The following is a 26,382-nucleotide window of genomic DNA, read 5'->3' on the forward strand; positions in this document are numbered from 1 at the left end:
GTTCAGGCTCCGGTCGTGTAGGCGCGGTCGAGGCGTAGCGTGGCGGTTTCGGGCTGGTCGCCTTCGGCGGGGCGCAGTGTCCAGCCGGTGATGCGGCACCAGCCGGCGAAGTCGGCCCACTGGTCGTGGAGGGTGACCTGCACGTCGTCGCCAATCCGCCAGGAGCCGATCGGCGCGGCGGGGTGGTCAACGACGGTGATCTCCTCGACGGTGGCAAGCTGCTGGCGGCGGGCTCGTTCGGCGCGGGCGATCTGCGCGAGAGCGGCGGGGTCGGTCACCGAGGGCCGGTCAAGCACGTGTTCGAGACGCAGTCGACCATCGCGGACCGCGTCCACCGCCCGGACCTTCGCCGAGCCGTCGCCAGCGCCGAGCGCAACGACGACCTGCGCGTAGTCGTCGGCGCTGCTGGTGATCGGCTCGGGCTCGATGACGTTGACGCCGGACGCGAAGTGCAGGTCGGTGCGGCGTGTGCCCAGACGCGGCCAGGCGACGAGGATGCGCCGGCCGGGCCGTTCGCCTTCCCAGGCGACGGTCTCCGTCCACTCCGGGCCGCCGTCCAGGGCGGTGGCATCCCGGATCACCCCCGACAGGGCCGGGGCCTCCCACTCCTTGGTGGTGTAGGGGTGCTCGGCGTCGCCCAGACGGGCAGGGCAGCCGCCGGGCGGCAGGTCGACACGCACGCCCAGGTCGCCGTCGGGCTGCTCCTGGAGGTAGGCCCAGGTGTCGGCGATGACCTGGCACGGATCGACTCCGGCGTAGGGGCCTCGGCCGCCCAAGTTGCCGTGCAGGTCGTGCCGCCGGGTCGGGTAGGCACCGAACCCGGCGGCCTCCAGCTGGAGGGCAGGGCCCTCGGGCTTCGCCGACCAGATCTGACCGCCCCATACGAGCTGCTGGTCGCGCACCGCCCACGCCAGTACGGTGCCGGCCTCCGCCTGCGCGGGTGCCAGGTGCGCGAACCGGGGTTCGAGGGTGCCGCGCAGCTGGCCGGGCCCGTTGCGTTCGAAGCCGAACGCGACGCCGGACAACGGCAGGTCCCACACGAGGACCTCGCCCGTGAGGGCATGGGTCGTGAAGTACCGATACACGGCTCCGGGCATCAGTAGGTGCTCTCCACGAAGTCGACGGCGGCATGCATCACTGTCGTGCCCGTGAGGGCCACGTTGCCGCTCGTGTCGAGCCGGATGGCCTGGACGGCGAGGGACTGCGTGGTGCCGCGCTGGTCTTCCCGGAACCGGTAGCGATCCACGATGGTGATGGATTCCCGCGACACCACCGTCAGGGCGTCAGTGTCGAGATAGGAGTCCGAACCCGGGCCACCGCCGAGCACGTTCCGGAAGCCGATGTTCACGCTCCCGGCGACGCGCAAACCGTGGAGGCTGGTGGTGACAGATGCTTCTGTGGCCCAGGACGGTATGTCGATGTCGACCTTCGCACCGGCGGACGCAGGCCAGTCCTGCCAGGTCGCCGCCCCGGGGACCGACGAGTCGTCGAACCCGAGGACGGTGCGGACCTGGTGCTGCTGGCGGGGGTTGGCGATCTGGCGCAGGTCGGTGATCATCGCGTCGGTGATCGTCTGGCAGTTCGGCGGCTGGGTGATCCTGGCCAGCGGAATCGCGGTCATGCCGGGCGGCGGCGCGTCGGTGTTCGCCGAGACACCGGGGATGACGTGGAAAAAGCCGATGTCCTCGGTAGCCGGGTTCCGCGAGCCCTCGTAGTCGGGGTCTTCCACTCGCAGGCACAGAAGGTCAGTTCGGCCGGTGGCGCCGGTCGGGGCGATCGGCACGAGGTGGTCGCCGGTGTTGGCCTGCGTGTAGGAGCCCTGGCCCCAGGTCGCGCCCGCGATGATCGCGGAGCCGTTGCCGACGCGCACGCCGGGCCCGGCGGTGACGGTGGAAAGAACCTTGAGGTCGCCGCCCCCGGTGATGCCCTGGGAGCCGTTGGACAGATCCCTCACCATCATGCGAAGTGCGCGAGCCGGGTGGGTGCCGCCGGTGACCATCAGGGGCGGCTGGATGAGCGTCATTGCGTGGTGCTGCTTCCGTGCTGTGGTGCGGGAGGGGTTAGAGGGAGGAGGAGGCGTCGCGCCAGGTGAGGGCGAGGCGGGAGGTGCCGGTGGCGTCCTGGGCGGTCCAGCGGACCTCGCTGCGGCCCGGCGGGATCCGGAACTGATCGAGGCGGCTCGCGCGGGTGAGGGCGCCTGCGGCGGACCCGAGTTCGTTGCGGATCACGGTGCGGGTACCGGGCCTGGTCTCGATGTCGATCGTTTCGCCGTCGCCGAGGACGACGGCGAGTTCCAGGACCGCGTCGGTCCCTTCGATCCGCACCTTCGGGTTGACCACGGGGCCGGTGATGCGGATCGTCGGCCAGGTGGGCCGGTTGCCGGTGTTGACGGCCCAGCCGGGCCGGGCTTTCGGGTCGGCGGTGCCGGTGGTCATCGGCGCGCGCAGCGGCGCGGTGAAGCCCTGGCCGCGCCGGGCGGAGACGTCCAGTCCCAGGTTGAGGCCGGTCGTGCTGTCGGCGTACCAGGCCGGGTCGAGCGCCACGAAGGTGATGTGGACGGGGATCCAGCCGAACGGCGCGCCCGCGAGGCTGACGGCTTCGACGCCGGCCAGGCGCCCGTACTGGCGGCGTACGGGCTGGCCGGGCCTGCGGATGCGCAGCACGTCGAAGGCGCCCGGGGTGAGGCGCACCTTCGTGTCGGCGGCCCGCTCCAGCTCGGCGAGCCGGTCGAGCGCCGCGCCGGGATTGCCGGGGGTGCGGATGCCGGCGGTGATGCGCAGGGTGCGCGGAGCGTAAGTGTCCCGGCCCGGGTAGTTGCCGTCTTCGCCGGCGATGGGCCGGTCTCCAGTGCGCCGTTCCGGGGTGCCGATGCCGTCGATGTCCTCGATGAGCACGTCGGTGCCGTGGCCTATCAGGACTCCGCCGACGTCGATCTGCCAGTCGGCCAGCTGGGTGGTGTCGGTGGCCATCAGGCGCGACCTCCCCGCTGGAGGTGGCGCACTCGGCGCATCACGGCGTCGGCGACCTGCTCGCCGCTGACGTTGGCGCCGGTGACGCTGATCGTCATGGAACCGACCAGCGGCGCCGGGGCGTTGTCCCGCACGAGGACGGCCGTCGCGGCGGCCGGGCGGGCGGGGACGAGCTTCGTCGCGGCGGGCCGGGACGTCCGCGCGGTGTGGGCGGTGGCGATGCCGCCGTCGGCGAAGTGCCGCTGCTCGCCGTACAGCACGGTGCCGCCGAACCGGCGGGCGGTCTCCTCCAGGATCGCCTTGGAGCGGGCACGCTTCGCCGGCGCCAGGGGGATGTAGCTCTCCCCCAAAGTCTCCGGCTCCGCCATCACCCGCCAGGTTCCGCCGGGGACGATCTCCGCGATGTGGTTCTCCGGGCCACGCGGAGCCCGCAGCTTGCCGTCCCGGATGCCGCCGTTGGCGTAGAACTCGACGATGCCGCCATCGGCCTTGACCGCGGCGAACGGGCTGTCCCACGTCCCACCGTTGAAGTTCGCTGCGCCCTTCGGCGAGAGGATCACCGGGATGTCGATCCGCGACGGCGCGTTGACGTTCACCGAGATGGTCTTCGAGCCGGGGATGCTCTTCACCGACGCGCCGATGCCGTTCAGCTGCGCCTGGACGGCCGCCATGTCTCCGGACAGCAGCGCCGAGGTGAGGGCCTGCGCGGCCGCAGCACCCTTCTGCTGGGACACCTGCGCGATCAGCGTCAGCATCGACGACCACTCGGCGTTCGCCGCACCGCCCGCGGTCTTGAACGCCCCGATCACGGCGGACAGGTCGGGGGCGTCGATCGGCTGCTTCGCCCCCCAGATCGTTTTGATCATGTCCATCGCGGCGTTGATGTCGCCTGCGAGCAGCGCCTGCGAGAACGCCTTCGCCGAGTCCAGGCCCTTGAGGCCGGCGATCTGGGTGACCAGGTCGAGACCGGTGGACAGCTCGGTGCGGGAGGCCTCGGCGCCGGCCCGAGCGGCGTTCGTCATGTCGGTGACGGCCATCTGCTGCATCAGCGCACCGAACTTGGCGATGTCGTCGGTCTCCGCCGCCGACGCCCACGCCCTGGCCGTGTCCTTGCCGTACTTCTCGGCGATCATCGGGACCTGCTCCAGGCCTGCCCGGTAGGCGTTGGTGGAGCGGGCGGTGCCCTCGGTGACGATCGACTCCAGCTCGTCGGCGACCTGCGTCTGGCCGGACTTGAGCTGGCCGACGAGTTCGGCGAGCATCCCGGCGCTGGACACGCCGAGCTTGCTGAAGTGGTCGGCCAGGTCGAGGCGTCCCTGGACGGCGAGCTCCGACAGGTTCGCCTGGAACTCCCGCTGCGCCTGGAGCTGGCGGCGCATCTCCCCCATGTAGTCGTCCAGGCCCGCCTTGGCGACCTGGGTCAGCTCGGTGAGCTGCTGCGCGGCGCCGGTCTTCCCTGCCTTGAGGTTGGCGACGAGTTCGTGCGCCATGCCGGCACTGGCGTCGCCGAGCTTGCTGAAGTGGTCGGCGAGCGGCCCGTAGCCGCGCGCGGTCAGCTCTTCCAGGTCGCGCTGGAAGCCCTTCTGGGCGCCGGCCTGCTCGCCGAGGGCCTTGATGTAGCCGGACACCGAGGTCTTGGCGAGGTCGAGCTGCACGGCCCCCGCGCGGCTGGACGAGGCGACACGGTCCTGCGCCGCCTTGAACGCGTCCGCCGGTTCGACGATCGAGCCCAGGACCTTGGCCATGTTCTTCATCTCGTCGGTCCACTTGGGCGTGCCGTTCTTGTCGGTCGGCAGCGCCATGGACGGCGACCACACGTCCAAGTTGGCCTGCACCGACGCCTTGACCTTGGCGTTGACGAGGTCCATCGCGGAGGCCTGCTCGGCGTCGGCCTTGATCGCGTCGGACCAGGACTGGCGCCGGTCGTTGAGGATCTTCTTCGCCTTGTCGAAGCTGGCGTCGTACCCGCCCAGGTCGGGGTTCCACGACTGCGCCTTGCCCAGGTCCAACTTGTCGTTGAGCTGGGCGAGCCGCTCACCGCCGTTCATGAGGCCGTCGATGACCTCGGTCATCTCCAGCCCCGCGGCCTTCAGCTTCTTCATGTCGTCGCTGTTCGCGAGGGACTGCGCGAGGGCGCGCATGCCCGCGCCGACGTCGTGCTGCTCCCGCTCGGCGCGCAGCGCCTGGGTGAGGTCGTCGGTGACCGCCTTCGCCTTCTGCTTCGACGAGGAGTAGGCGGCGTAGCCGAGGACGCCGAGGGCGAGGACGCCGGTGAGGCCGGTGACGGCCAGGCTGGTGCCGCGCAGGATCGCGGGCAGCATGGAGCCGCCGGCCTGCGCCTCGGTGACGGCGGTGCGGAACGCGGTGAGCTGGGTGGAGAGTTGGGCGACACCGGCGCGGGTGACCAGGGCGACGGCGCCGAGCGCGACGAGGACGCCGATCGTCTCCTTCACGCCGGGCGGCAGGGAGTTGAAGGCGTTGGCGACGATCGACGCGTCCTGGGCGAGTTCCTGGAGGACGGGCAGCAGGACGCGGGCGATGTCCATGCCCAGCGCGGCGGCCTTGTTCTTGAAAAGGTCCCACTGGCCGGCGGTGGTGTTCATCTGGAGCGCGTAGGCGCGCTGGGTGGCGTCCGCGCGGTTCACCGCGATGGCGATGCCCTCGTAGGTGTCCGCGTAGTTCTTGCCGTCGGCGGCCGCCAGGGCCAGCACGGCCCGGACCGCGCGGATGTCCTTGAACAGGTTGACGGTCGCTTCGGCCTGGCCGCCCGTCGCCGCGTTGATCTTGTTCATGACGACGTACAGGCCGTCCTGCTGGATGGCGCTGGCCGCGGACTCGTAGCCGAGGTCCTTGAAGAGCCCGGCCAGGTCCCGCGTGGGCTTCATCAGCCGGGTCATGAGCATGTTGAGGCTGGTCGCGGACTCGGCCGCGGGGATGCCCGTCAGGGTGATCGCCGCGAGGGCGGCGGACACGTCCTCGAAGGAGACGCCTGCGGCGGCGGCCATCGGGACGACGTCGCCGAGCTGCATGCTCAGCTCTTCGAACGAAATGACACCCTTGTTGACGGTTTGGAACATAATGTCCATAACGTCGGCGGCCTTCGACGCGGGCATGCCGTAGGCCTTGAGGACTCCCAGCAGGCCTGTGGCCGCGGTCTCCGTGCTGGTCAGGCCGGCGGAGGCCCCCATAGCCGAGACCCGCAGGATGCCCATGGCCTCAGCGCCGTCGAAGCCCGTCGACACGATCTGATACAGGCCCTGCGCCAACTGGGTTGCTGTCTGCGGCAGTTCAGTCGACATGCGGACGATCTCGTCCGTGAACGCGCGGACGTTCCGGCTGTCGATCTGCTCACTGATCGTGAGGACGTTGGCCATCTCCCGCTCAAGGCGGATCGCGCCGATCGCGCCGGCGGCAAGGACGGCGCCGAGCGCGAGGGAGCCGGTGACCCAGCCGGATATTCGGGACGCCGTGGCGGCCTGGGAGGCGGCGGCGGCCTCGGTCTGCGCGCGGCTGACCTCGGTGGCGGCGGTGGCGGCGCGCCGGGTGGCCTGCTCCTCGGCGGAGGCGAGCGTGGTGCGGGCCTGCGCGGCGGCAGCTCCGGCCTGGGCCGCGGCGGTGCTGCTCCGCTCGGCCAGCCCGGCCGCGCGGGCGGCGGCTTCCTGTGCGGTGGCGGCCCGCGCGGCCTGCACCGCCTGGGCTTCGGCCGCTCGGGTCGCCGAGGCGGAGGCGGCCTCGGCGGTGCGCTGCGCGGCGACGGCGCCCGTGCCGGTGGTGGCCTGGGCCCGGGCGGCCATCGTCTGGGCGACTTCCTGCGCGCGGGTCGCCCGGGTCGTGGCCTCGATCGCGGCGGCGTGCTCGGCCTCGGCGCGGGCGGCGGCCTGGGAGGCCACCACCTGGGCGCGGCCCGCGCGCTCGGCGGAGGCGGTCGCCGCCTGCTGGGCGGCGGCGGAGCGTTCCGTGGCCTCGCGGACGGCCGTCTGGGAGACGGCGGCCTGCTGGGCGGCGGCTACCTGGGCGCGGCCGAGCCGGGCGGCCGCCGCCTCGGCGCGTTCCAGCTCGGCGCGGGTGGCGGCGAGTTGCCCGTCGAACTGCCTCAGCTGCTGCGCGCCACCGCGCAGCCCAGCGGTCAACTGCGGGAAAGAGGCCTGCAGTTGGACGTACAGGGTGTAGGCGCCGGACACCCGGCTGCTCCTAACTGGACTGCTTGATCAGCCCGATGCGCACCCCGCGCCCCTCGGCCCCTTCCGGGACCTGCTCCGACTCCATCTCAATCAGCTCGCAGCCCGGGCAGCGGCTGGTCTGCGCCACGTAGGCGTGGCGGTCGCCGCCCTGCTGCTCGTCCCACTCGGCGCTCCGCGTGCCGCACCCACCGCACACGTCCCGCTGCCACGCGGCCCACGCCAGCGCCTTCGCCCGGTCCAGCGCGCTCCACCTACCGCCCGCACTCGCGCCCATCAGCTGCGAGTGCGGGATCCGGTAGGCCTCGCACAGCTCCATCTCCGCGCGAAGGCCCGGGTCGGCCTCTAGCCTTTTCCCAGGTCAACCCGGATCTGCTGGTTCACGGCGAGCGCCCCGGTGAAGAGGATCTTGGCGTCGCTGTCGGACCATTCGTCCAGCAGCACCTGGGCGTCCTCCGCCGTCATGCCAGCGACCTCGGCACCGCTCTCGTCCCGCTCGACATGGGCCGCGGAGATCAGCCCGGCGGGGAACGTCTCGACGTCGTAGTCCATGCCTCGGTCGGCCTGCTCCTCCGTCGGCGCGTGCGCCTTGAGCAGCGCCTCCCACGCCGGCCTCGGCAGCGCCCGAAATGTCAGGGAGACGGTGGCGTCGGCGAGAGCCTGCTCGGCGGTCGCGAGGACCGAGCGGGCGATGACGACCTGCGGGTGCGCCTCCATGAAGGCGTCCACCGCGGCATCGTCGATGCCCTGTCCGGCGGCGGCGGTTCGGGCCGCCGCACGGGCCTGCGCCACCTTCATCTGCGCGTCGGTGACGGCGAGCTTCGCCGCGTCGTCGTCGCAGATCTTCACCGTGCGCTCCGGGAGGGCGCGGGCCCTGAGCCTGGCCATCTTGGCTCGCCAGTGCGCATCTTGGGCGACCGCCTGAACCGGCGGCTCCACCATGGTGGTCGTCATCGCCCGCCCCCTCAGCCCGCGGCGGCGGCCGGAACCGGCGCGTCGAGGGTCGGCAGGTCGCTGATGCTGAAGCTGACCTTCGTCTTCGCCGGCTCCGCCCCCGTGCTGTAGCTCGGCGCCCTGGAACCCACGCGCACCGGGAAGATATCGAGGCTCTTGGAGGCCGGGACGTCGCCCTTGCGGAGGATGCAGACGTAGCCGGTGACGTCCTTGGACAGCAGGGTCTCGACGGCGTCGCTGGTCAAATCCTCGTAGAAGGTCAGCGAGCTGTTCGCCGCCTTGTCCTCGCCGGGGATGCTGGTGCTGAACTTCGCGCCCAGGTCCGGCGTTTCGATCGGGCTGTTCTCCAGGCTCCAGCCTTCGATGTCGGAGATCTGCCGCGACAGGTCGGTGCCGGCGGTCAGCTCCTGCCGGGTCGGGATGTTCGTCGCGGCGGCGATCGCCTTGACGAAGTAGATCTTGGTGACGCCGCGGCGCATGTACCGCTGCTGCGTGGATGCCACGCTGGACTCGCATTTCCGGGGACGCGATCACCCGGGCGGTGCGCCGCCGGAGACCCATCCCCTCGTCGCACCACCCGACTTCGGGGCGGCGGCGGGGAGTCGGCCCGTACCGGTGGTCGGGCGTCCGTGCGGGGGTCTCCACGGTGAGATGAGGCCGCCGAAGCCGGCGAGGCCCTGCGGGTCAGCTGTCAGGTGTGGTCACGTGCAGCAGGAACCGCGAGATGTAACTGTATACGCCGTTGGCGACGGACTGGCCGTCTTCCTTGTCGATCTCCCGTCCGACGACGGTGTGCCCGGCCGGAGAGATCGGCGTCGCGAAGCCGCCCTTCGGCGACGTGCCGAGGATCGCGGCCCGGACCTTGTCGGCCATCCACTCGGCCTGCTCGCCGGTGCTCGCCACCGAGGTGACCTGGTACAGGAGACGTCCGTCACCGGCCTGGTCTCCGAACGGCGGGCCACTGGCGGTGCCGCCGAGTGGGTACAGCACCGTGTACGGGATCGCGTTCCCGCTGGGCTTGTCGGCCGTCGTCGGCGGCGCACCGTACCCGCAGCTGCGGCCGGTCGCCGCGGCGATCGCGTCCCGCAGCGCCGTCGACACCACGCGTCCCTGAACGGGCATCTACTCGTCCTCCTCTTCGTCTTCTCCCGCGTCGTCACCCAGCCGGCACGCCGTGATCTGCCCGGCCAGGTCGAGGTCCGCGTAGCGCAGCATCCCGGCCCGGTCCCACACCGGCATGTCCACCGGCGAGGTCTCCAGGTACAGGCCCAGCTCCCCCGTCTCCTCCTCCACGACCTCCAACACGAACACCGCCCTCGACAGCAGCCCGGCGCCGTGCGCCCGCAGCACCCCGGCCACCGCCTGGTGGATGTCGTCGGTCAGCTGCTGGTTCACCCGGCCACCGCCTCCGCGACCCGGGCCATCCCCGCGACGAACAGCGGCTCGACCCGCTGTACGGCCGGGCCGACGTGCGGGAACGGCGGCTGGTGATACACCCGGCCAAGGCTGTCGGCCCCGGAGAAGCCGTACTCCAGGCGCGCGGCCTGCGGGCGGGCGGTTCCGACGATCGCCTCCACCCCGGCAGGGGTGGCGTGGACCTCCGTCGTCCAGGAGCGCCGATAGTCGCCGGTCTGAACTCCGGGGCCCGGGCGCCCGGATGCGCCGGCGCGGATCGCGGCTTCGAGGATCATCGCGTGGTGGCGTACCACCGCCGTCGCCGCGGGAACCGCGACGGCAGCCCGTGCCTCCAGCTGTGCGGCCAGCACACTGGCGTTGCTGCTCACCTGGGCCATCAGCCGTCCACCGCCTCGTGCTCGCCGGGCTGGCGGACGCCGAGCGCCCACTCGGTGAGCTGGGCGAGCAGCGCGCGGGTGAACTCGTGGGGGCCGCCGTCGAGGAGGTCGTGCCGGGCGAGGACGGCGCGTTCGGTCTCGGGCGGGTCGAGGGCGCGCAGGAATGCGGCCGCGGCGGGGCCTGGGTCCGGGGCCTCGCCGACGACGACGCGCGCGGTGCCCTCCCACTCGGGGGCGGAGGTCGGGCGCAGCAGCAACTGGAGCTCCGGCGGCTGCCCAGCGGTGTGCCGCAGCTCGTACGAGCGAACCTGGTCGGCAATGTCATGGTCGTCGATCTCCAGGCGGGCCGTCGGGCCGGTCGCCTGGATGCGAACATGCCGCAGCTCAGGAGGGGTGGTGGGGGTCATGGTCATGAGCCTAGGCGGGGCAGCGGACATCCTCCAGGAGGGAGAGGCGCGGGCGTCCCCCGCCCGTTCTGGCGGTCTGCCAGACATGGGCCGCCCACGCTGGAGAGAATCAGGTCGTGACTCAATTGGAGCCGTTCACGCCGGAGCTAGAGAGGCAGCGTGAGGAGTACGTGCGGCTTCTGCGCGCCGGGATGCTTTCTCCGTACTCACTCCCGGCTGTGGCGCACACCGTGGAGGAGGCTGTCCTTACACGCGCATGGGCCCGAACCCGGGACCCATTCGAGAATGTGGGAAGCCGAGTATACGTTCTCTCCGTGGCGGGGACGCATGGGCGTGTCAAGGTGGGAAGAGCACGCAACGTGCACGGCCGCATCGCCACCCATCTGAATGAGTACCACTGCAATGGCCACGGACTTGTCGATGCCTGGATTTCGAACTCGCTAATTACGGCGGCCCCCATGGAACTGGCTATACACAGGTTCCTGAGGATCAGCCATCAGCCGAGCTATCGAAGGGAAGAATACCCGGACGGCGACTTCGACGGAATTTGCGAACTGGTAGCCACCTTAGATGCGACGAACAGCCTCACCGAGGAGCAGATTGAATTCTTCCGACAGGAGGAAGAAAAGCGCGGCAGAAGGGCAGAGGAGGATCTCCTCCGCGAGCTCGAATACCAAGTCGGGCACGCCGTCGACAATGGAAACGCCGACTGAAAGCCTCCATCAGCCGGGGCCTTTATCTGAGAGGCTGACGAGGCATCATCCTTCCGGTCCGGGATACAGGCGACGGCACGGTGCGCGGGCCAGCGACGCCTTCAACGCCAGCCCGCGCGCTAGGCCTACGGTGCTACAACCTCGTCCAGCCTCGTGATCCGGGCGACCTCCACGGTGCTGGCCTCTCGGGTCGAGGGCCTGCCAGGTCCGCCGGACCGTGCCGGCGGTCGGTGCCTTCGTGGCGGCGACGGTCACCAGGTCGCCACACGCGGACGGCAGGGCAACTGGCCGGCTCCCTTGTCCGACTCTCCCTCCATCCACGGCACCATCCCCGGAACCTCCCGACGCGCGGTTCGGCCATAGCCGTCGCGCGCCGTTCGCACCCCTTCACGCCGGTGACGATTCGCGTACGCAGTCTTACCGTTGGTTGCGATCGCGGGGCGCACTCGGCGCCCCGGTGTCCAGGAGGTCCCATCATGCGACGCCTCGTCACGACGCTCGGTACGCTCATCGCCGCAGGGACGCTGGCCGTGGCCGTCCCCACGTCCGCCCAGGCCGCCACGGGCACCCTGACGTTCTACAACGTGATCTTTCCCGACGGGTCGGGCTCCGGCCCGGGCGTGCCGTACGTCGACCCGGCCCCGGGCTGCTACGACGTACCGGAGACGACGCGGGGGCCGCTGTCGGGTGTGAACAACGCAACGGACAGCACGGTCCGCTTCTACTGGGGAGAGGACTGCACCTACGCGCTTTTCAGCGTGTCGGCTGGCCGTTCGGTCAGGTTCAACTCGCACCCGCGCTCCTTCCTGGTCGAGAGCTGACCGGAACCCGACTGCCGCCACACCGGCCCATGTAGCCGGAGGACGGGCAATTCGGGCGCAGGGCCCGGTCCGGTGGGCAGCGGCTACGTCGCTGTCTACACCGTCCGATCTGCGGCAGCGAGAGGAGTCGACCCAGCCGGGTGGCAGGCAAGTCGTCGCAGGCGCCCGCCACCACCCGGCGTCGCAGCTACAGCACCACCTCGTCGAGGCGGGTGATCCGCGCGACCTCCACGGTGCTGGCCTCACCGGGGTCGAGGGCCTGCCAGGTCCGGCCGACGGTGCCGGCGGTCGGTGCCTTCGTGGCGGTGACGGTCACCAGGTCGCCACGCTGTGGGAGCGGTGCGGCCAGCGGGGTGACGAGCCCGTACCAGGAGGCGTTGTCCTCCAGCCACCGGCCGCCGACGAGGTGCTCAACCGCGGCGAGGCCGTGCGCGGACAGCACCGCACCGGCGCCTTCCCAGATCGTGACCGTCGGCGTGGGCCCCACCAGCCCAGTGCCAACGTCCAGGACGGGGGTGCCGGTCGGCCTGCTGATCCGCACGGTGTCGACCATCACGGTGGCCTCCATGGCCTGGCGGACGGCATCGAGGTCCACGGGGGTGCTCACACCGCACCTCCGGCCTTCTCGATGCGCATCCACGTCCGGCGGACCACCGTCAGGCCGCCGGACTCCCCCGGGTCCAAGACCTTGAACGTTCGGCCGGCGGCGGCCGGGTCCGTGCTCTCCACGATCGTCACGGTGTTGCCCTCGGCAGCGACCGGCGCGGACAGCGGACTGAACAGCAAGTAGCGGCCGTCGCCGTCGTCCTTGTACGGCTGGCCTTCCAGGCGCAGCACGACCCCCGGACCACCGCTTGCCCGGTGCAGGCCGGGGCCCTCGTACTTCACGACATCGGGGCCCGGCACGTACTGGCCGGTGTTCGGGTCGAAGATCTGCGGGCCGGACTCGCCGATCCGGATCTTCTCGGTCAGGAGCAGCCGCTCGACGAAGGCGGTGACGCCGCCGGATTCGGGCATGGCGGTGCCGGGGTCTGTGGTGGGGGTGGTCATGATCCGAGCCTAGAAAGCACGGCGGACACTCTCAGGTTGGCAGCGAGCCCTCCCACCTGCGGGGCGCCTCGGTTGCTCGCACGCACCGTTCGCTTGCCGACGGCAGGCTGGTAGCCTTCCGTCCGCGTAGTGGCCACACAGAGTGTTGAAGCGTGGCCTGTCGGCCGGTTAGGGCCCAGCGGCGCAGGGGGCGATCAGATGGGCGTAGTTCTTCCCGACGAGTTGGCATGGCTTCTTGATCTCATCGGCGTGCATTGGCCGAACGTGGACGAGGACGAGTTCTACGAGATGGCGACCGCTCTGCGCAGCTTCGCCGACGAGGTCGACAACGGCCGCGCCGGTACGGTCGTCGCGGTTCAGCGGATGGTCGCGGAGAACCTCGGGGCGGCCACAACGGCGTTCGAGGCGCACTGGAACAAGCTCAACGGCACGCATCTGCACAACCTTGCCGAGGGCGGACGAATGCTGGCCACTGCCCTTGACGGTGTCGCCCTCGTGATCGCGGGCGCCAAGGGCGCCGCCGTCGTGCAGCTTGGCATCCTCGCCGGCGAGGTGGTGGCAGCTCAGGCAGCGGCGCCGTTCACGTTCGGCCTGTCGGAGTTCGGCGCGCTGGGCGCCACGCAGATCACGCGGATCGCGGTGAAGAAGCTCCTCAAGGAGGCTGAGCAGCAGATCGTGGCTCAGCTCATGGAGATCGCGAAGGCTCCGATCATGAACGCACTCGCCGGCATGGCGGCGGATCTCGCGATCCAGGCCGTGAGTATTTCTGCCGGCGTCCAGAGCGGCGTCAACTGGAAATCTGTGGCTGGTTCAGGCGTCGAAGGCGCCAAGGAGACTGATCTCGGAGCGGCTGTGACAGGGGGCGGGAATGGCGGACATCCGGCATAACTACGAGGAGACCGCAGAGCTCGCGAAACGCATGGGTGAACATGCGAATCACCTGGAATCCACGGCCGGCGGGCACACGAGTCACGTTGCGAACAGGCTGAAGAAGACTCGCGGAAAGGACCCGCTGGCCAATGCCGCGGTTAACGCCGCAGAGCAGATCATGAATGTCATTCGGAAAGCCGAAAGAGATCTCCACCGGCACCTTCGGCTTGTCCAGCAGGGCCTGGAGCACACGTCGAGGAACCATCACCAGAACGACAAGGCCCTGGCGACCATGCTCACCAAGATCAACAGTCGATCGGAAGACCAGGTCAAGGCGCTGAAAACGGCGCCCGACCGCGTGCAGGGCCCAGATCCGACGAAACCTCCGGTCACGGTCGCAATCCAGTGGAAGCCGGGGATGCCAAGGTCGGCATTCGCGTGGAAGGCCCAGAGCCTGGCCGGGGCGAGCCGCCGCGGGGAAACGTACAAGGCGACCAACAAGGTGCTGCGCGATCGCGAAATCACTGACACCTACAAGGGTGCCCTCATCCACCTCATCCTGAAGAACAACAAGGACAATCCGGATCTGGCCGAGAAGGCCAAACAAGCTGTCCGCACATCGATGCAGCCGGACCACATCATAGACCTTCAGGCCGGTGGACTCGACCACTGGCAGAACCTTAGAATGCTAGAAACAAAAACGAACTACGAAACCGGGACCGTGCAACTATGGCGGACCATTAGACCCGTCCCGGACGGAACACCTATCAAAGTCAAAGTGAAATGGAAATGACAGAACTCGACATTCCCGGCACGATCGCGCTCCTGCGTGAAACTCTGGCCGCGCACGAGAAGGAACTCGAACTCTGGGACCCGGAAATTCCCGCCGGAGCCGACCCCGACGAAATCCCGCCGAACATCCCTATGGGCGTTTCCGACCTGCTCTCCGCCTCCAACGGCCTCTACCTGACCCACTCCACAAGGCTCTTCACGGCCAGCGAGCTGATGGACAGGCAGTTCCCCGAAGGGCTGGAAGAAGCCGAACTCCCCGACGGGTCACCCATCGAAGACACCTCCAGGTTCTTCTTCTTCGGCCTGGCATGCGAAAACCCGCTGCTCGTAGACCGTGACGGGAGCGTGTGGCGGGCCCCTGACGAGGGCCACGTCTGGTTCACCGGATGCCGGATCGAACCGATCGCAGGCAGCGTCGACGAGTTCTTCCGGACCTGGGTGGCATCCTCCCGGTTCCAAGACCTCGCCGGCGTCGCCCCCGACGATCTGGGCAGCAGCCACTGGTACCAGCTGCTGCGGCTCAGCGGCCTCGCCGCGTAACCTCACTGCCTGAACCATCCGATCGCCCGAGGAGCACCGTGGCCACGCACGCAGAACTCACGAAGCTGTTCAGCCCCCAGGGGGTGATCACGCTTCCCCGTGAGGAAGCCGTCCGGAACAAGCTGCCGCAGGCCGACGTCGACGCCCTCGCGGACGTCGGCCTACCTGCCCACCTCGACGTGTTCTTCAGCATCGACGTCACCGGGGAGCCCTCTGCGTTCACGCTGGTCCCGATCGACACCGGCGACGCGGTCGTCACCGTGCTGTGCCTCGGCGGCCCGCCTGCCGCGGCCGACGGACGCTTCTGCCTTGATCTGGAGGACGGGTACATCATCCTGCTCCAGCTCGGAGAGCAGCCCGCCGCCGAGATCGTCAACACCTCGCTCGCGCAGTTCACCGAGTTCCTGTACCGCATCGGCCTGCGCTACGAGCACATCCACGGCAGGACCGACGACGAAGCTGACGACTACACCCGTAAACTCCGCGACTACCTCGCCGCCCGTGACCCCCAGGCCTTCGCCGAGAAGGACACCTGGTGGAGCATGGTCTTCGACCACCTCCTCGGCAAGGACCTCCAAGCCTGAACCCTCACCCGGCCGGGCAGGAGCGCACGGCTAGCATCGACGCCATGAGCAGCAGCGCCCCCGCACAGCGCCCGGCATGTGGCCGACGTGCGGCCATGAGGACCCGACCGGCCCCCGCAGCGGCCCGGGTGCCGGCCGTTGCGTGCGTCCTCGCGGTCACCGCGAACGCGCCGACGGCACCGGCCCGCTCATTCACCACGACGGCGTCCGCGAGTGGGAGCAGCAGCCGGAACAGCGGTGGTGGGCGGAACTCGGGCTCGGCGGCGACGACTGACCCCGTCCCGGGGCAGTGCGCTCAGGTGACCGCGTAGGGCCTGGGGTACCCCATCCGCTCGCAGGCGGCCGCTTCCTCGTCGATGTGAGCCAGGGCGCCCGCGTGCCCGCGGGCGTCCAGCAGCATGACCACAGTGCAGACCGCGATCACGTGGATCTGGTCCACAAGCCCCAGGCCTGCCACCGCTTCGGCGAAGCCCGCTTCCTTCGCGGCGACCCGGCGCACAGCGGCCGTCGTCGCGAACTCGGACTCCGGCGGCGCCAGGGCCGCCACCTCGTCGAGGTCTCGCACGTTCATGGGCGGCGCCCCGAGATCGCCGAGGAGGTCGTCGTAGGACAGGCCCAGCAGGGCGAGTACGAGCTCCCGGCGCTCCGTGCCCAGGCCTTCAAGGCATGCTGCGACCTGGCCGCGGTTCCTCGTCAGGTAGGCCCGCGTCAGGTCGATCCCACGCCACTTCGCGTCCACCATCCACGGGTGGCCTGTCTCTATCACACCTCCACCTCTACCCGACTGGCGGGTGCAGCGGAGGCGGTTTCGCGTTCCCGGGCTGGAACGATGGCTAACGAGCGCGCGGCTCCGCCCCATCTGTCGGGCGAGGCCGCGCGAGGGCTGTTTCGGACAGTTACCTATGGGGACAGTTAGAGGTGGTTCGACCGCCCCCGGGCTATGGATTCGTGGAGGTACCGGTCGCTGCCGCCTGTGCGGCCTCGGCGATGTCGAGGCGGCGCATCAACCAACTGGCCAGAACCAGGGTTTCCTGGGCCTCCTCGGGATCATCCAGCTGATCAGCCCCGTGAGCACGAGGATTCCGCAGCGCCTGCATGGCCCCTGCGAAGATGTCCCGCATCCCGTCCTGCTCGCTTTGAAGGGAGGCCCCCGACGATGTCGTAACGGTGATTCTCGGCGTCGGGCTGTTCAGGGCCTTCCCCATCAACGGCCTGCCTACATCGCCGAGTCCTGTGAGCTGCTGCACCCGGTGCTCCACCTCCCGGTACGCGGCAAGCACCGCATCTGCATACTCACCAGCATCGAAGCGTCGAGCTGCCACGGTGGCGATAGCAGGGTGCAGTGCACAGGTCAGCGTGAGGACAGGCACCGGAGCGGGCTGGTACTCCGTGACAGCTAATGGCTCCGGGATGCCAGCAACTGCTACCGCCTCCGGGCGGCCAAGATGCTGCTGACGGCGCTTCCAATAGGCACCGACATCTCCGAAGTCGATTGTCGCGTACTTCCTGACCCGCTTGTCCAACAACAGCTCCCAGGTCCCACCAAGGGGATCAGCCCAGGTCGACGGGGCTCCTGCCCACTCACCAAGGGTGCGCAGGTTAATCCCAGATGCCCATGGTTCAGAGGATGCGACGTGTGCAGCGAGCGCCACAGTCCGCTGGTCAAGGAACTCCGGATCGCACCCCACCGCAAACGCATCGAAGTTGAGACTAGGCAGGTCGGCCTCGTACCTAGGCCACCAGTCTCGCTCGACCTCGATGGCCCGCTGAAGAAGCCGGAGCATCGTGATGAGAACAAGCTCCGACCCGACACAGAGCACACCAGCGACGGTGAGTTGAATCTTCTGCTCGCCCTGCTGTGGGATCCCGGTTCCTGCGTCGACTCCCCATACCAGGTCCAATGGCAGCTGTTGGACAGCCTTCTCTGTGTCGAAGCCTGCCTGATACAAACGACGGTCCACCTCGTCGAAGGTTGGCCACTCCCCACATCCGTGAAACTGCTGGTAGGCGTACTTCAATAGCCAGAAGCCCTCATCACCCCCCGGACGCGGGATCCCCTCAGGAATGGTCCAAGCCATGTCCCACCTACTTCTCACACTCTGCTTGGACGGCAGAATATCCGCCAAGCCGGTTCGACCGCAGTCGGATTCCGTGGCCCGCGTCGAGCGAGATGGTGGCGATGGTGTTCCAGCAGATCTGCCAGCTGAAGCAGGTCCTTGCGGCCGGGCAGCGGTGCGAGGCACCAGTAGCCCTTGTTGACGCTGATCCGACTCACGGTGGACGGGGCATGACCGGGCCAGATCTAGTGGATGGCCTGGACAAGTTCGTCGGTGTCGGTGTCGGCGGCCGCGTAGGCGGCGGTCATATGGAGCACGCCGAGCGGGTAGTCGGTGGGGTCAGGGCCGAGGACCTGGTGGACGGCGGCGCGGACGCTGTACTGGAGGGCGGCGAGTTCGCCGTCGGGGTGCAGGTCGAGGCGCACGCCGGCGCGGTAGGCGATCGGCGAGCCGACCTGCAGGTGGATCGGCCCGGTGTTGGTCAGCGCGGTGCGCAGCCGGTCGGCGAGGTCTTGGCGTGCGGTATCGCTGATGTCCTCGGCCGGGGCGGAGGTGACCATGCCGAGAGTGATGTGGAAGCCGTCGGAACGTAGCAGCAGAACGGGGAAGTCAACCATGGCCGGGCGCAGGCCGGTGAGCAGGATGTCCCGGGGCGACCCCACGGGCAGGACGGGCAGGGCGTTCACCTGGAGGGCGCGCAGGCCGTCCGGCCAGGGCTGCTGTCCGAAGGTGTGGTGCACCCGCCGATGCCGTCGTGGCCCTGGACCCGTTCGTCGTGGTGCCCAGGTTCCCTTTCGGACGTGGCCGTCAGCGGGGTGAGTGCGTGATCGGGGCCCGACGCCTTGAGGGCGCACCCTGCGCAGCGGCGCCTGCCTGTCGTGAAGTAGTGGGTGACGGCCTTGTCGATGTGGCCGCAGGCGAGGTGGCGAACGCGCACCGGAACGCGATTGCCTTGGTACGGATCCAGGATTTCGTAGCCGGCATCGCGGAGGCGCTCTGCGACCACAGCCTGGTCGAGACGGGGCGGGCCCGAGCGGGATCGGCTTGGGACGGGGGCAGCGGGTGCCGGCACCCTGAGGGCCCGGCATCCCGGGCATTTGGTTCCGCGCTGCTTGATACCGCGGACCCTGCGGTCGCGGTTGTTCAGGTGGGCGCTCCGGACGGTGTCAAGGGAGCGGACCGAGACGTAGCCGCAGGCGACGTGACGGACCCGCCACTTGCGGGTGACACCGCCCGGGTAGGGGTCATCGGCCGGTTCGTATCCGAAGAGGAGAAGGAGTTCCTCAGCGGCTTTCGGACTGAGGGCCAGTTTTTGGTTGTTCGTCCAGGACTGGGTCGATCCGTTCTGGACTGCTTGCTGCCTGACGTGGTGGGCGCAGCGGGGGCACTGTGCGCCGGCGGTGAGCTGGTTGAGTGTCGCGGTGATGATGTGGCCACAGGCGGTGTGGCGCACGCGCCAGGGCTCGAAAGCGGAGCCGGGGCAGGGCTGCTCCCCGGTGTAGCCGAGGTTGTGCAGCAGCTTGGCAACCCTGCGGCTTCTCGTGGAGGAGGGGACAGCGGTCGTGATCCCGGCGCAGGTGCCGCAGTGGCCGTCGAACCCGACCAGGGAGATGTCCGATGCGGTGCCGCAAGCACGGTGCCGGAGGGGCCACTCCTTGGAGACGGAACCGGGGTAGGCCGCTTCGGGATCCCAGCCGAAGGTGGCCACGTACGCGACGACTTCTTCCGGTGAGAGGCCTTCGGCACGTGTGGGCCGGGCGGGTCCGTCGGGCAGGCAGATCCGGCAGCTGAGCCCGATACGGGTGAGGGTGTACAGGTGGGAGCGGGCTTGGTGACCGCAGTCTATGCGGCGGACGCTGACGGGGATGTGATGGTTCTGGTACGGCTCCAGGAGTTCGTAGCCGGCCTCGTGAAGGCGCTTGCGAACCTCGTCCTGGCTGAGCGATTGCCGGCCCTCGGGCCTGTCGCCGATCGGCGTGCGGCCCTCGATCAGATCAAGCTGCTGAGTCGAGTTGGCTGTCACGGAATGTCCTTACACAGATGGCCGAGTGGCAGGTCGGGGGCTCTGATGGTGTCGGGCAGATCGGGCAATGGGCGGGCGGCCTGGGTCCAGGACCCTCTTGCGGGTGAATCATGGGGATGCCCAGCGGGCATCAACACCGGCCGATCCGACGCCATGTCAACTTTGGTATTGGGCTGCGTGGTTCGTGATGCAATCCACGGGGTGATTGTGGCAGGGTCAGCAGGTGCTCCTTCTTGACTACGCGGACGCCCGCGATCACCGAGGCTTCGACTACCTGACCGCCGGGTCCCTGCGCGACCTGGCTGCCTCGGGCACGCCCGAGGACCAGGCCGCGGCGTTCGCGGCCACTGTCCTGCGCAACCCCTCCGTTCCGGCTGTGCTTGAACGCCTTGCTGGTCTTGGCTTGCCGCCGTGGTACCTGACGGCCGGGTCGCTGTTCCAGACGGTGTGGAACGCGGCTGCCGGCCGGACGGATCTGTCGGCGGGGATCCGGGATCATGATCTGTTCTTCTTCGATGAGGACACGTCGTGGGAGGCGGAGGACGTCTGGATCAAGAAGTGCCTGGGAGCGGTAGCGGATCTTGGTGTTGAGCTGGAGCCGCGGAACCAGGCGCGTGTGCACATCTGGTACGAGTCGAAGTGGGGCAAGAAGATCGCCCCGTACCGGGATCTGCACGATGCGATCAGTTCCTTCGCGGCGACCAGCTGCTGCGTGGGGCTGTCCCTGGACCTCGGCGGGAAGCTGGCCGTGCACTCCACCCACGGGTTCGTCGATCTGTTCAACCTGGTGCTGCGGCCGAACCCGCTGACCGTCGCCCCGCAGGAGGTGTACGAGGCGAAGGCCGAGCGGTGGATGCAGGAGTGGCCGCAGCTGACGAAGCTGCCGTGGGTGGAGCCGACCGGCCGGTAGGCCCGCGCTGGTCAGATCGCGGTGAGCAGCAGCGCGGAGTGGTCGCTGAGGCGGCTGACCCGTACCTCGTGGTCGAAGCCGACCGCGACCACGCGGGCGTGGATCTGCGGTGAGGTGAAGACGTGGTCGAGCCGCTGGCCTCCCTTGGGCCCGTACCAGCTGAGGTCGGCGGCTGTGGGGTGGGTCTGCCGGAAGGAGTCGAGCAGCCCGAGGCGCTGGCCGAAGGCCCGGTAGAAGTCGAAGTCGTGGTCCTCGAACAGGGTGCGGCTGGCGGACGGGCCGTGGTCGGGCTCGACCACGTTGAAGTCGCCGGTGACCAGGAGCGGGATGTTCGGCTCGGCGTCGAGCCGGGCCGACAGGGCGTGGAGCGTCTGCTGCTGGAACGTGCTGCGCCTGGTGCTGCTGTCGGCGCTCATGCCGTTGGTGAGGGCGTACAGGCCGATGACGTCGAGGGTGCCGAGGTGGCTGGCGAGCCGCACCCCGTGGAAGCGGGGGTTGACGCCGGTCAGCGGGGTCGGGCTGGTCTCGTAGCCCTTGGTGGCGATCACGGTCATGTACTTGTCGTCGGGGCCGGTGCGGGGCCGGGCGACGGCGTAGCCGGAGGAGGACAGCTCGCGTACCAGCAGGTCGGCGGCCTCGCCGGTCTTGACCTCGGTGAGGACGAGGCAGTTGGCGTTGGTGGCGTAGAGCCAGTCGAGTTGGCGGCGGACGCGCTCGGCGGACGAGCTCGCGATGTTGAGGGCGAGCACGCGCAGTTCGCTGGCGGCGACGCTGTCGGCGACGACGTCGGGGTTGCCGAAGAGGAAGTCCTGCTCGGTCACCGGTTCTCCTTGGGCTGGGTGGGGCGGGCAGTGAGGATGTCGTGGACGGTGGCGGCGATCACGTCGGGGCGCATGCGCTTGGCGTCGCGCTGGGCGTCGGTCTCGGACTGGGCGCCGCGGGCGGTGAAGGAGCCGCCGCTGGGCGCGTCGATGATGCGGAAGGCGTCCTTGACGGCGGGTCCGCGCATGACGAGGGAGATCGTTCCGGCGTCGGCGGTGACGGAGTGGACCGCGGTGTGGTGCAGGGCGTACTGGTCGCCGGCACGTTCGGTGCGGATCTGGCGGGGACGCAGGGCGGCCGGGTCGATGGTGTCGAAGCCCTCGTTGGTGCCGTACTGAATGTGCCGGTAGGCGCCGGTGAGGATCATCGACGCGAACGACCAGCGGTGGTCGTGGGGACGGTCGAAGTAGCCGGGCCGGAAGCGGTGGATCCGCAGGCGGTAACCGTCGTCCTGGTGAAGGACGAGCTTGTCGAGGAAGTCGAACCGCTCGCACATCGCGGCGAGTCCGGGCGAGGCGGGCAGGGTGGTGAGGAGGTCGGCGAGCAACGCCCAGTTGTCGCGGGTGAGGTCGTGGAAGGCGAGGGCGGAAGCGGAGGCCACGGCCGGGAGGTCATCCCAGTCGAGGCCGCTCAGCGACGGCAGCAGGGCCGGGGTCATGAGGCGGCTCCGTTCAGGCGGGGCGCGGTGTCGAGGCGTTGCCGCAGCGCGGGGTGCATGCGGTAGTGGCGGCGAGCGGTGCCGGTCTGCGGCTGACCGGCGGACAGAACGCCGGTGGCGGCGACGTTCCGGCAGACGTCGGTGAGGAGTTCGAGCTGGGTGTCCTTGACGGCCTGCCGCAGGTCGGGGATGCCGGTGGGCACCTCGCGGGCGGCCAGGACGTGCCCGGCGTCGACGTCGTCGGTGACGTGGTGGACGCTGCACTCCACTGGGTCTCCGGCGAGGACGGCCCAGGCGACGGCGTCCATGCCGCGGTAGCCGGGCAGGGCGCCGTTGTGGGCGTTGATCGTGCCCAGGTGGGGGACGGCGAGGACGGTCGCGGGGACGACGTCCATGCCGATCAGGACGAGCAGGTCGGTGCGCCAGTCCGCGAGGTGGGCGGCGACGGTGGGCCAGTCCCGGTGCGCGGCCCGCTGGTGCGGCACGGCGGAGGGCTCCGGGGCGGGGCGGGGCGGGGTGTTGCCGGAGGCCGGGTACCAGGCGCTGGCGTAGGCGCTGCGCGGTGGTTCCGCGCGCTGGCCGGCCTCGTGGAGGACCACACCGGTGATCGGCAGGTTGCGGGCGGCGGCGAGGAACTGGGGAAGGCCGCGGGAGTCGGCGCCGGCCAGCACCGCGATCCGCGGCTCCAGCATGGTGGCGGGCTCGTTGGTGCCGGTCTCGGCGACGGCGGGCAGCGGGGGGTCGGCGGGCCGCGGCGGGTGGACGGTGAGCGTGTCGAGGGCTTCGAGGGAGCGTGCGAGCGTGTCGGCTGCGAGTTCGGTGGCGGGCAGCGGCGCGATGAGGCAGACGCTGAGGAGCTTCAACGCGGCGTTGAGGTAGCGAGGGTCTGCGCTGCCCTTGGCCAGGTCCAGCCAGCGCCGGGCGAGCCGCAGGTAGACGTCGGCCAGGTCCGCGTCGATGGACCGGGCGACGGCCTCGATGGGCGGGCGGCCCAGGGCGGACGTCTCGACGGCGTGGAGCAGGGTTTCGTCGCCGGGGTGGGCCACCCGGTACTGGCCGGCGTGCGCGGCGATCCAGTTGCGGGTGGCGGCCCGGACCTGGCCGTCGGCGAGCGAGGAGCGGGCGATGAGCAGGGGCGGGCCGACGGGCACCGCCGCGGGCAGGGATACGGGGACCGGGGCGGGCCGCAGGGCCTGGGCGCGCAGGTCCCGCAGCGTGGCGACCGCGATGGGGGCGCCGTCCGTCCGGGCGCTGTCGGTCAGCGCGTCGGGGGTCATCACCGAGCCACGTCCTCGCTGAGCGCCACCAGGGTGTCGAGGTGGTGGGCAACGGCCTGATCGTCGCCCGGGTACCCGAACAGCGGGGCTTTGATGAAGGAGTCGATGAACTTCTGCGCACCGGGGTAGGCGGCGGCCTCGATATCGGGCACGACCGTCCAGGGCATGGTGCGGCCCGGACGGTGGAACAGCGGCTCGTTGGCGATCACGGCGGTGGAGCCGGGCATGTCGAACTCCGTCCCGCGCCGGACGAGCCGCTCGGTGAACTCCTGGGCGGTGACCGTGGCGGCCGTACGGTGGAAGCGCAGCCCCAGGACGTACAGGCCGTTGGAACCGCGCTGCGCGTCCACGTCGGCCGGGGAGACGACGGGGTTGCCATCGAGGGCGGCGGCGAACCGGTCGAGGATCGCACGGCGGCGCTGTTCGATGTCGTCGGCCTTGGCGAGCTGGTCGAGGCCGATCGCGGCCGCGAGGGTGGTCATCCGCGACTTGAGGCCCATGCCGGTCAGGGCGTACCGGTAGTACGGGGCGGCGGGGTCGATCTCCTGGAACGACCGCTTGTTGTAGTGGCCGTGCAGGAGGGCGAGTTCGCGCAGACGGTCGTCGTCGGTGACCAGCAGGCCGCCCTCGCCGGTGGTGATCGCCTTCTGGTTGGTGGAGAAGACGGCCATCGCGCCGAAGGTGCCGACGCGTCGGCCGCCCCAGTCGGCGAAGTGCGCGTGGGAGCAGTCCTCCAGCAGCAGCAGGTCGTTGGCGCGGCAGAACTCGGCGATGGCGATCATGTCGCAGGGGTTGCCCCACATGTGGGTGACGATGACGGCCCGGGTCCGGTCGGTGATCAGAGCGGGCAGCGTGGCGGGGTCGAGGTTGCCCCAGCCGTCGGCGTCAGCGAAGACCACCTTCACGCCCTCGTACGCGAACGGGGTGGCGGTGGCGAAGAAGGTGTAGGCGGGGGCGATGACCTCGTCCCCTTCGCCGAGACCGGCGGCCACGCACATCGCGTGCAGGGCGGAGGTGCCGGAGGAGTAGGCGATGGCGTACCGGCTGCCGACGAACCGGGCGAATTCGCGCTCGAACTCGCCGATGACGCCGCTGGCGTCCCGGTCGGACAGGGAGCGGTCGAGCTGCCGGTCGACGGCCTGGCGCAGCCGCTCGTCGATGCGGGGCCAGGTGTAGGGGGCGGGCGCGGTCACGGGCGATCTCCTGACGTGTTCGGGGCGGTGGTGATGAGGTCGCGGATCAGAACGGCGACGCGGTGGGTGGTGGTGTCCAGGTCCTCGCCCACCGGGATGCTCACGACGTGCCAGCCCTTGGCGGTGGCCGTGGCGCGCAGTTGGTCGAGGCCGCGCTGCTGGTAGTCGAGGAAGGAGGCCCGGCCGAGGGCGGTGTAGGTGCCGTGCATGCCGAGTTCGGCGGGCCGCAGCCGGCCGGCCTTGCGTTCCCACAGGACTTCGGGGTCCACGTCCAGGAGGATCGTGTGGTCGGGGCGGCGGACTCGGGAGAACAGGCGGTTGATCTCGTCGGCGTGCCAGCCCTGGCCGGGCAGACGGGAGGCGAGCTTGCCGTACCAGCCGTCGACCAGGACCGGCCCGGACGTGAGGGCGGGGGTGACGACTTGCTCGCCGTGGGCGGTGAACCAGGCGGCTTGGAGGTGAGCCCAGAAGCTGTCGGACAGGTCGGGGGCGTCCCCGCTGTGCCAGAGCATCCGGGCGAGCGGTTCCATCAGGGTGGCGGCGTAGGCGGAGTTGGTGGAGACCTGCCGCCGGTTGATGTGCCGGACGCCGACGGGGGCCAGGGCTTCGGCCGCTTGGGTGGCCAGCGTGGTCTTGCCGGCTCCGTCCGGGCCTTCCAGGACCAGGAACGGTGCGGGGCTCATCGGGTCACCTCGTCGGTGAAGACCTCGCCGAGGCCGTCGAGGGCCTGCTGCGCCCGCCGGCCCACGTCTGTGAGGAACAGCAGGTCGTCCGTGGACAGCCATCCGGGGTCGCAGGCCAGGTTCTGCTCGATCTGCGTCGCGGTGGTGAACCCGGTCAGGACGGCGGCGCCGGGCCAGCGCCGCAGGCAGTAGGCGAGCGCGGCATGCGGCAGGGTCTGCGGGCCGTCGCCGAGGCGGCGGCGAATCTCGTCCAGGTGCGGGCCCAGCACGGCGAGCGCAGGTTCGCTGAACCATGCCTTGCGCTGTCGGTGGTCGCCGTCCCCGAAGGCGGGCGGCTGGGCCGCGGTGTGCTTGCCGGTGAGCAGGCCCTGTCCGAGGGCCTTGTTCACGATCACCGTGACCGCGTGGGCCTCGCTGAACTCGCGGATGCCGGCGGTCGCCGAGGGCGGGGTGAGGAGGTTGTCCCGCACGGCGAGCACGTCCGGGCGGATCACGGCGAAGTGCCGCCGGAAACGGGCGTGCTTGTCCTCCCGCTGCCCAGGCTCGGTCGTCAGGCGCTCGGGCGCGAAGCGGTGCGGGCCGCGCATGCCCACCGCCAGGATCAGTCCCTCGGCCTGGAAGCCGCGCAGCGCGGCGACGGCTCCCTCCAAGTGGATGTCGTCGGGGCCGAAGTTGCTGTTGTGCAGGGAGTAGACGTCCAGGTGGTCGACGCCGAGGCGCTGGAGCGTGCTTTCGAGGCGGCGGCGCAGGTGGGCGGGGTCCATGGCGTGGTCGGCGCTGGGTTCGGTGTAGTAGCCGACCTTGCTGGTGACGGCGAATTCTGTGCGGGGAATGCCGCGCAGGAAGGTGCCGAGGAGTTGTTCGGAATGACCGTGCCCGTAGACGTCGGCGGTGTCGAACAGGTTCGCGCCGAGGTCGAAGGCGCGGTCCAGGCCCGCGATGGCCTGGTGGTCGTCGGCGGCCCAGCCCATCGGCATGCCGAGGTTGTGTGCCGGGCCGCCGATCGGCCAGCAGCCCACGCCCAGGCGTGCCACGGTGGTGCCTCCGGGCAGGGTCAGACAGCCGCCGGGGCGGGCGGGTGCGTTCAT

General features: G+C 70.0%; 31 protein-coding genes. 8 read left to right on the plus strand and 23 right to left on the minus strand.

Going from position 1 to position 26,382, the window contains the following annotated elements; translation table 11 throughout:
- Positions 1-2: 2 nt before the first annotated feature.
- The 11 genes from ACGFSC_RS32535 to ACGFSC_RS32585 form a co-directional block, all read right to left on the minus strand.
- The gene (locus ACGFSC_RS32535; protein WP_359898152.1) at positions 3-1,097 is read right to left on the minus strand and encodes a hypothetical protein; all 1,095 of its coding nucleotides are present in this window, start codon (positions 1,095-1,097) and stop codon (positions 3-5) included.
- Positions 1,097-2,023 (minus strand): hypothetical protein, encoded by a 927-nt coding sequence (locus ACGFSC_RS32540; RefSeq protein ID WP_359898153.1) that lies wholly within the window; start codon positions 2,021-2,023, stop codon positions 1,097-1,099. The genes ACGFSC_RS32535 and ACGFSC_RS32540 overlap by 1 nt, the downstream gene beginning before the upstream one ends.
- A 37-nt stretch (positions 2,024-2,060) precedes the next feature.
- On the minus strand, positions 2,061-2,969 hold the full coding sequence (locus tag ACGFSC_RS32545) for a hypothetical protein (protein WP_359898154.1): 909 nt from the start codon (positions 2,967-2,969) through the stop codon (positions 2,061-2,063).
- The gene (locus tag ACGFSC_RS32550; protein ID WP_359898155.1) at positions 2,969-7,150 is read right to left on the minus strand and encodes a phage tail tape measure protein; all 4,182 of its coding nucleotides are present in this window, start codon (positions 7,148-7,150) and stop codon (positions 2,969-2,971) included. The genes ACGFSC_RS32545 and ACGFSC_RS32550 overlap by 1 nt, the downstream gene beginning before the upstream one ends.
- Before the next feature lie 10 nt (positions 7,151-7,160).
- Complete coding sequence (locus ACGFSC_RS32555; RefSeq protein WP_359898156.1) at positions 7,161-7,466, minus strand: hypothetical protein; 306 nt, start codon at positions 7,464-7,466, stop codon at positions 7,161-7,163.
- A gap of 26 nt (positions 7,467-7,492) precedes the next feature.
- Entirely contained in the window at positions 7,493-8,101 is a 609-nt protein-coding gene (locus tag ACGFSC_RS32560) for a hypothetical protein (protein WP_359898157.1), read from the minus strand.
- An 11-nt stretch (positions 8,102-8,112) separates the two neighbouring features.
- Positions 8,113-8,604 (minus strand): hypothetical protein, encoded by a 492-nt coding sequence (locus ACGFSC_RS32565; RefSeq protein WP_359898158.1) that lies wholly within the window; start codon positions 8,602-8,604, stop codon positions 8,113-8,115.
- Positions 8,605-8,785: 181 nt separating this feature from the next.
- The gene (locus tag ACGFSC_RS32570) at positions 8,786-9,223 is read right to left on the minus strand and encodes a hypothetical protein (protein WP_359898159.1); all 438 of its coding nucleotides are present in this window, start codon (positions 9,221-9,223) and stop codon (positions 8,786-8,788) included.
- Complete coding sequence (locus tag ACGFSC_RS32575) at positions 9,224-9,496, minus strand: hypothetical protein (protein WP_359816783.1); 273 nt, start codon at positions 9,494-9,496, stop codon at positions 9,224-9,226.
- Positions 9,493-9,894, minus strand: coding sequence for a hypothetical protein (locus ACGFSC_RS32580; protein WP_359898160.1), 402 nt, complete (start codon positions 9,892-9,894; stop codon positions 9,493-9,495). The genes ACGFSC_RS32575 and ACGFSC_RS32580 overlap by 4 nt, the downstream gene beginning before the upstream one ends.
- A complete protein-coding gene (locus ACGFSC_RS32585; protein WP_359898161.1) occupies positions 9,894-10,301 on the minus strand; it encodes a hypothetical protein in 408 nt (135 codons plus the stop codon). The genes ACGFSC_RS32580 and ACGFSC_RS32585 overlap by 1 nt, the downstream gene beginning before the upstream one ends.
- Positions 10,302-10,417: 116 nt before the next feature.
- On the opposite strand from ACGFSC_RS32585, the gene ACGFSC_RS32590 reads away from it, so the two are divergent.
- Together ACGFSC_RS32590 and ACGFSC_RS32595 are read left to right on the plus strand one after the other, a co-directional pair.
- On the plus strand, positions 10,418-11,014 hold the full coding sequence (locus ACGFSC_RS32590; protein WP_359898162.1) for a hypothetical protein: 597 nt from the start codon (positions 10,418-10,420) through the stop codon (positions 11,012-11,014).
- Between the two features lie 476 nt (positions 11,015-11,490).
- Positions 11,491-11,835, plus strand: a complete 345-nt coding sequence (locus tag ACGFSC_RS32595; protein ID WP_359898163.1) for a hypothetical protein — start codon at positions 11,491-11,493, stop codon at positions 11,833-11,835.
- 187 nt (positions 11,836-12,022) lie between these two features.
- On the opposite strand, the gene ACGFSC_RS32600 is transcribed toward ACGFSC_RS32595, so the two are convergent.
- Together ACGFSC_RS32600 and ACGFSC_RS32605 are read right to left on the minus strand one after the other, a co-directional pair.
- A complete protein-coding gene (locus ACGFSC_RS32600; RefSeq protein WP_359898164.1) occupies positions 12,023-12,442 on the minus strand; it encodes a DUF6093 family protein in 420 nt (139 codons plus the stop codon).
- The gene (locus ACGFSC_RS32605) at positions 12,439-12,885 is read right to left on the minus strand and encodes a DUF6093 family protein (RefSeq protein WP_359898165.1); all 447 of its coding nucleotides are present in this window, start codon (positions 12,883-12,885) and stop codon (positions 12,439-12,441) included. Before ACGFSC_RS32605 ends, ACGFSC_RS32600 begins: the two co-directional genes overlap by 4 nt.
- Before the next feature lie 198 nt (positions 12,886-13,083).
- Here ACGFSC_RS32605 and ACGFSC_RS32610 point away from each other — a divergent pair, with 198 nt between their 5' ends.
- From ACGFSC_RS32610 to ACGFSC_RS32630, 5 genes are all read left to right on the plus strand, one after another.
- Positions 13,084-13,773 (plus strand): hypothetical protein, encoded by a 690-nt coding sequence (locus ACGFSC_RS32610; RefSeq protein ID WP_359898166.1) that lies wholly within the window; start codon positions 13,084-13,086, stop codon positions 13,771-13,773.
- A complete protein-coding gene (locus tag ACGFSC_RS32615) occupies positions 13,754-14,548 on the plus strand; it encodes a hypothetical protein (protein ID WP_359898167.1) in 795 nt (264 codons plus the stop codon). Before ACGFSC_RS32610 ends, ACGFSC_RS32615 begins: the two co-directional genes overlap by 20 nt.
- On the plus strand, positions 14,545-15,087 hold the full coding sequence (locus ACGFSC_RS32620) for a hypothetical protein (RefSeq protein ID WP_359898168.1): 543 nt from the start codon (positions 14,545-14,547) through the stop codon (positions 15,085-15,087). The genes ACGFSC_RS32615 and ACGFSC_RS32620 overlap by 4 nt, the downstream gene beginning before the upstream one ends.
- A gap of 38 nt (positions 15,088-15,125) precedes the next feature.
- Complete coding sequence (locus ACGFSC_RS32625) at positions 15,126-15,671, plus strand: SUKH-4 family immunity protein (protein ID WP_359898169.1); 546 nt, start codon at positions 15,126-15,128, stop codon at positions 15,669-15,671.
- A gap of 142 nt (positions 15,672-15,813) precedes the next feature.
- Complete coding sequence (locus ACGFSC_RS32630; protein WP_359898170.1) at positions 15,814-15,945, plus strand: hypothetical protein; 132 nt, start codon at positions 15,814-15,816, stop codon at positions 15,943-15,945.
- A gap of 21 nt (positions 15,946-15,966) precedes the next feature.
- Here the strand turns inward: ACGFSC_RS32630 and ACGFSC_RS32635 are convergent, their stop codons facing one another.
- The 4 genes from ACGFSC_RS32635 to ACGFSC_RS32650 form a co-directional block, all read right to left on the minus strand.
- Positions 15,967-16,437, minus strand: a complete 471-nt coding sequence (locus tag ACGFSC_RS32635; RefSeq protein ID WP_359898171.1) for a hypothetical protein — start codon at positions 16,435-16,437, stop codon at positions 15,967-15,969.
- A 172-nt stretch (positions 16,438-16,609) separates the two neighbouring features.
- Positions 16,610-17,749 (minus strand): TIGR02391 family protein, encoded by a 1,140-nt coding sequence (locus tag ACGFSC_RS32640; RefSeq protein WP_359898172.1) that lies wholly within the window; start codon positions 17,747-17,749, stop codon positions 16,610-16,612.
- 224 nt (positions 17,750-17,973) lie between these two features.
- Complete coding sequence (locus ACGFSC_RS32645; RefSeq protein WP_359898173.1) at positions 17,974-18,468, minus strand: 2'-5' RNA ligase family protein; 495 nt, start codon at positions 18,466-18,468, stop codon at positions 17,974-17,976.
- The gene (locus ACGFSC_RS32650) at positions 18,411-19,751 is read right to left on the minus strand and encodes a hypothetical protein (RefSeq protein WP_359898174.1); all 1,341 of its coding nucleotides are present in this window, start codon (positions 19,749-19,751) and stop codon (positions 18,411-18,413) included. Before ACGFSC_RS32650 ends, ACGFSC_RS32645 begins: the two co-directional genes overlap by 58 nt.
- Before the next feature lie 223 nt (positions 19,752-19,974).
- On the opposite strand from ACGFSC_RS32650, the gene ACGFSC_RS32655 reads away from it, so the two are divergent.
- Complete coding sequence (locus tag ACGFSC_RS32655; protein ID WP_359898175.1) at positions 19,975-20,661, plus strand: nucleotidyltransferase family protein; 687 nt, start codon at positions 19,975-19,977, stop codon at positions 20,659-20,661.
- An 11-nt stretch (positions 20,662-20,672) separates the two neighbouring features.
- Here the strand turns inward: ACGFSC_RS32655 and ACGFSC_RS32660 are convergent, their stop codons facing one another.
- From ACGFSC_RS32660 to ACGFSC_RS32685, 6 genes are read right to left on the minus strand one after another with little or no spacing between them, the layout of a single operon-like run.
- Positions 20,673-21,482: an endonuclease/exonuclease/phosphatase family protein gene (locus ACGFSC_RS32660; RefSeq protein ID WP_359898176.1), complete on the minus strand. Its 810-nt coding sequence runs from the start codon at positions 21,480-21,482 to the stop codon at positions 20,673-20,675.
- Positions 21,479-22,141: a hypothetical protein gene (locus tag ACGFSC_RS32665; RefSeq protein ID WP_359898177.1), complete on the minus strand. Its 663-nt coding sequence runs from the start codon at positions 22,139-22,141 to the stop codon at positions 21,479-21,481. The genes ACGFSC_RS32660 and ACGFSC_RS32665 overlap by 4 nt, the downstream gene beginning before the upstream one ends.
- Positions 22,138-23,418 carry a formyltransferase family protein gene (locus ACGFSC_RS32670; protein ID WP_359898255.1) on the minus strand — a complete coding sequence of 427 codons (1,281 nt, stop codon included), beginning with the start codon at positions 23,416-23,418 and terminating at the stop codon, positions 22,138-22,140. Before ACGFSC_RS32670 ends, ACGFSC_RS32665 begins: the two co-directional genes overlap by 4 nt.
- Positions 23,418-24,611, minus strand: a complete 1,194-nt coding sequence (locus tag ACGFSC_RS32675) for an aminotransferase class I/II-fold pyridoxal phosphate-dependent enzyme (RefSeq protein WP_359898178.1) — start codon at positions 24,609-24,611, stop codon at positions 23,418-23,420. The genes ACGFSC_RS32670 and ACGFSC_RS32675 overlap by 1 nt, the downstream gene beginning before the upstream one ends.
- On the minus strand, positions 24,608-25,294 hold the full coding sequence (locus ACGFSC_RS32680; protein ID WP_359898179.1) for a hypothetical protein: 687 nt from the start codon (positions 25,292-25,294) through the stop codon (positions 24,608-24,610). The genes ACGFSC_RS32675 and ACGFSC_RS32680 overlap by 4 nt, the downstream gene beginning before the upstream one ends.
- Positions 25,291-26,382, minus strand: a complete 1,092-nt coding sequence (locus ACGFSC_RS32685) for an aldo/keto reductase (protein ID WP_359898180.1) — start codon at positions 26,380-26,382, stop codon at positions 25,291-25,293. Before ACGFSC_RS32685 ends, ACGFSC_RS32680 begins: the two co-directional genes overlap by 4 nt.

It is taken from the genome of Kitasatospora sp. NPDC048715, assembly GCF_043198905.1.
GTDB classification, from domain to species: domain Bacteria; phylum Actinomycetota; class Actinomycetes; order Streptomycetales; family Streptomycetaceae; genus Kitasatospora; species Kitasatospora lactacystinica.

Bases quoted from the DNA above. Each gene is read 5' to 3' on its own strand.
- ACGFSC_RS32665 (WP_359898177.1), bottom strand. From the start codon at position 22,141: ATGACCCCGGCCCTGCTGCCGTCGCTGAGCGGCCTCGACTGGGATGAC.
- ACGFSC_RS32570 (WP_359898159.1), bottom strand. From the start codon at position 9,223: ATGCCCGTTCAGGGACGCGTGGTGTCGACGGCGCTGCGGGACGCGATC.
- ACGFSC_RS32545 (WP_359898154.1), bottom strand. From the start codon at position 2,969: ATGGCCACCGACACCACCCAGCTGGCCGACTGGCAGATCGACGTCGGC.
- ACGFSC_RS32685 (WP_359898180.1), bottom strand. From the start codon at position 26,382: ATGAACGCACCCGCCCGCCCCGGCGGCTGTCTGACCCTGCCCGGAGGC.
- ACGFSC_RS32605 (WP_359898165.1), bottom strand. From the start codon at position 12,885: ATGACCACCCCCACCACAGACCCCGGCACCGCCATGCCCGAATCCGGC.
- ACGFSC_RS32540 (WP_359898153.1), bottom strand. From the start codon at position 2,023: ATGACGCTCATCCAGCCGCCCCTGATGGTCACCGGCGGCACCCACCCG.
- ACGFSC_RS32535 (WP_359898152.1), bottom strand. From the start codon at position 1,097: ATGCCCGGAGCCGTGTATCGGTACTTCACGACCCATGCCCTCACGGGC.
- ACGFSC_RS32670 (WP_359898255.1), bottom strand. From the start codon at position 23,418: ATGACCCCCGACGCGCTGACCGACAGCGCCCGGACGGACGGCGCCCCC.
- ACGFSC_RS32560 (WP_359898157.1), bottom strand. From the start codon at position 8,101: ATGACGACCACCATGGTGGAGCCGCCGGTTCAGGCGGTCGCCCAAGAT.
- ACGFSC_RS32610 (WP_359898166.1), top strand. From the start codon at position 13,084: ATGGGCGTAGTTCTTCCCGACGAGTTGGCATGGCTTCTTGATCTCATC.
- ACGFSC_RS32615 (WP_359898167.1), top strand. From the start codon at position 13,754: ATGGCGGACATCCGGCATAACTACGAGGAGACCGCAGAGCTCGCGAAA.
- ACGFSC_RS32640 (WP_359898172.1), bottom strand. From the start codon at position 17,749: ATGGCTTGGACCATTCCTGAGGGGATCCCGCGTCCGGGGGGTGATGAG.
- ACGFSC_RS32620 (WP_359898168.1), top strand. From the start codon at position 14,545: ATGACAGAACTCGACATTCCCGGCACGATCGCGCTCCTGCGTGAAACT.
- ACGFSC_RS32595 (WP_359898163.1), top strand. From the start codon at position 11,491: ATGCGACGCCTCGTCACGACGCTCGGTACGCTCATCGCCGCAGGGACG.
- ACGFSC_RS32555 (WP_359898156.1), bottom strand. From the start codon at position 7,466: ATGGAGCTGTGCGAGGCCTACCGGATCCCGCACTCGCAGCTGATGGGC.
- ACGFSC_RS32580 (WP_359898160.1), bottom strand. From the start codon at position 9,894: ATGGCCCAGGTGAGCAGCAACGCCAGTGTGCTGGCCGCACAGCTGGAG.
- ACGFSC_RS32585 (WP_359898161.1), bottom strand. From the start codon at position 10,301: ATGACCCCCACCACCCCTCCTGAGCTGCGGCATGTTCGCATCCAGGCG.
- ACGFSC_RS32680 (WP_359898179.1), bottom strand. From the start codon at position 25,294: ATGAGCCCCGCACCGTTCCTGGTCCTGGAAGGCCCGGACGGAGCCGGC.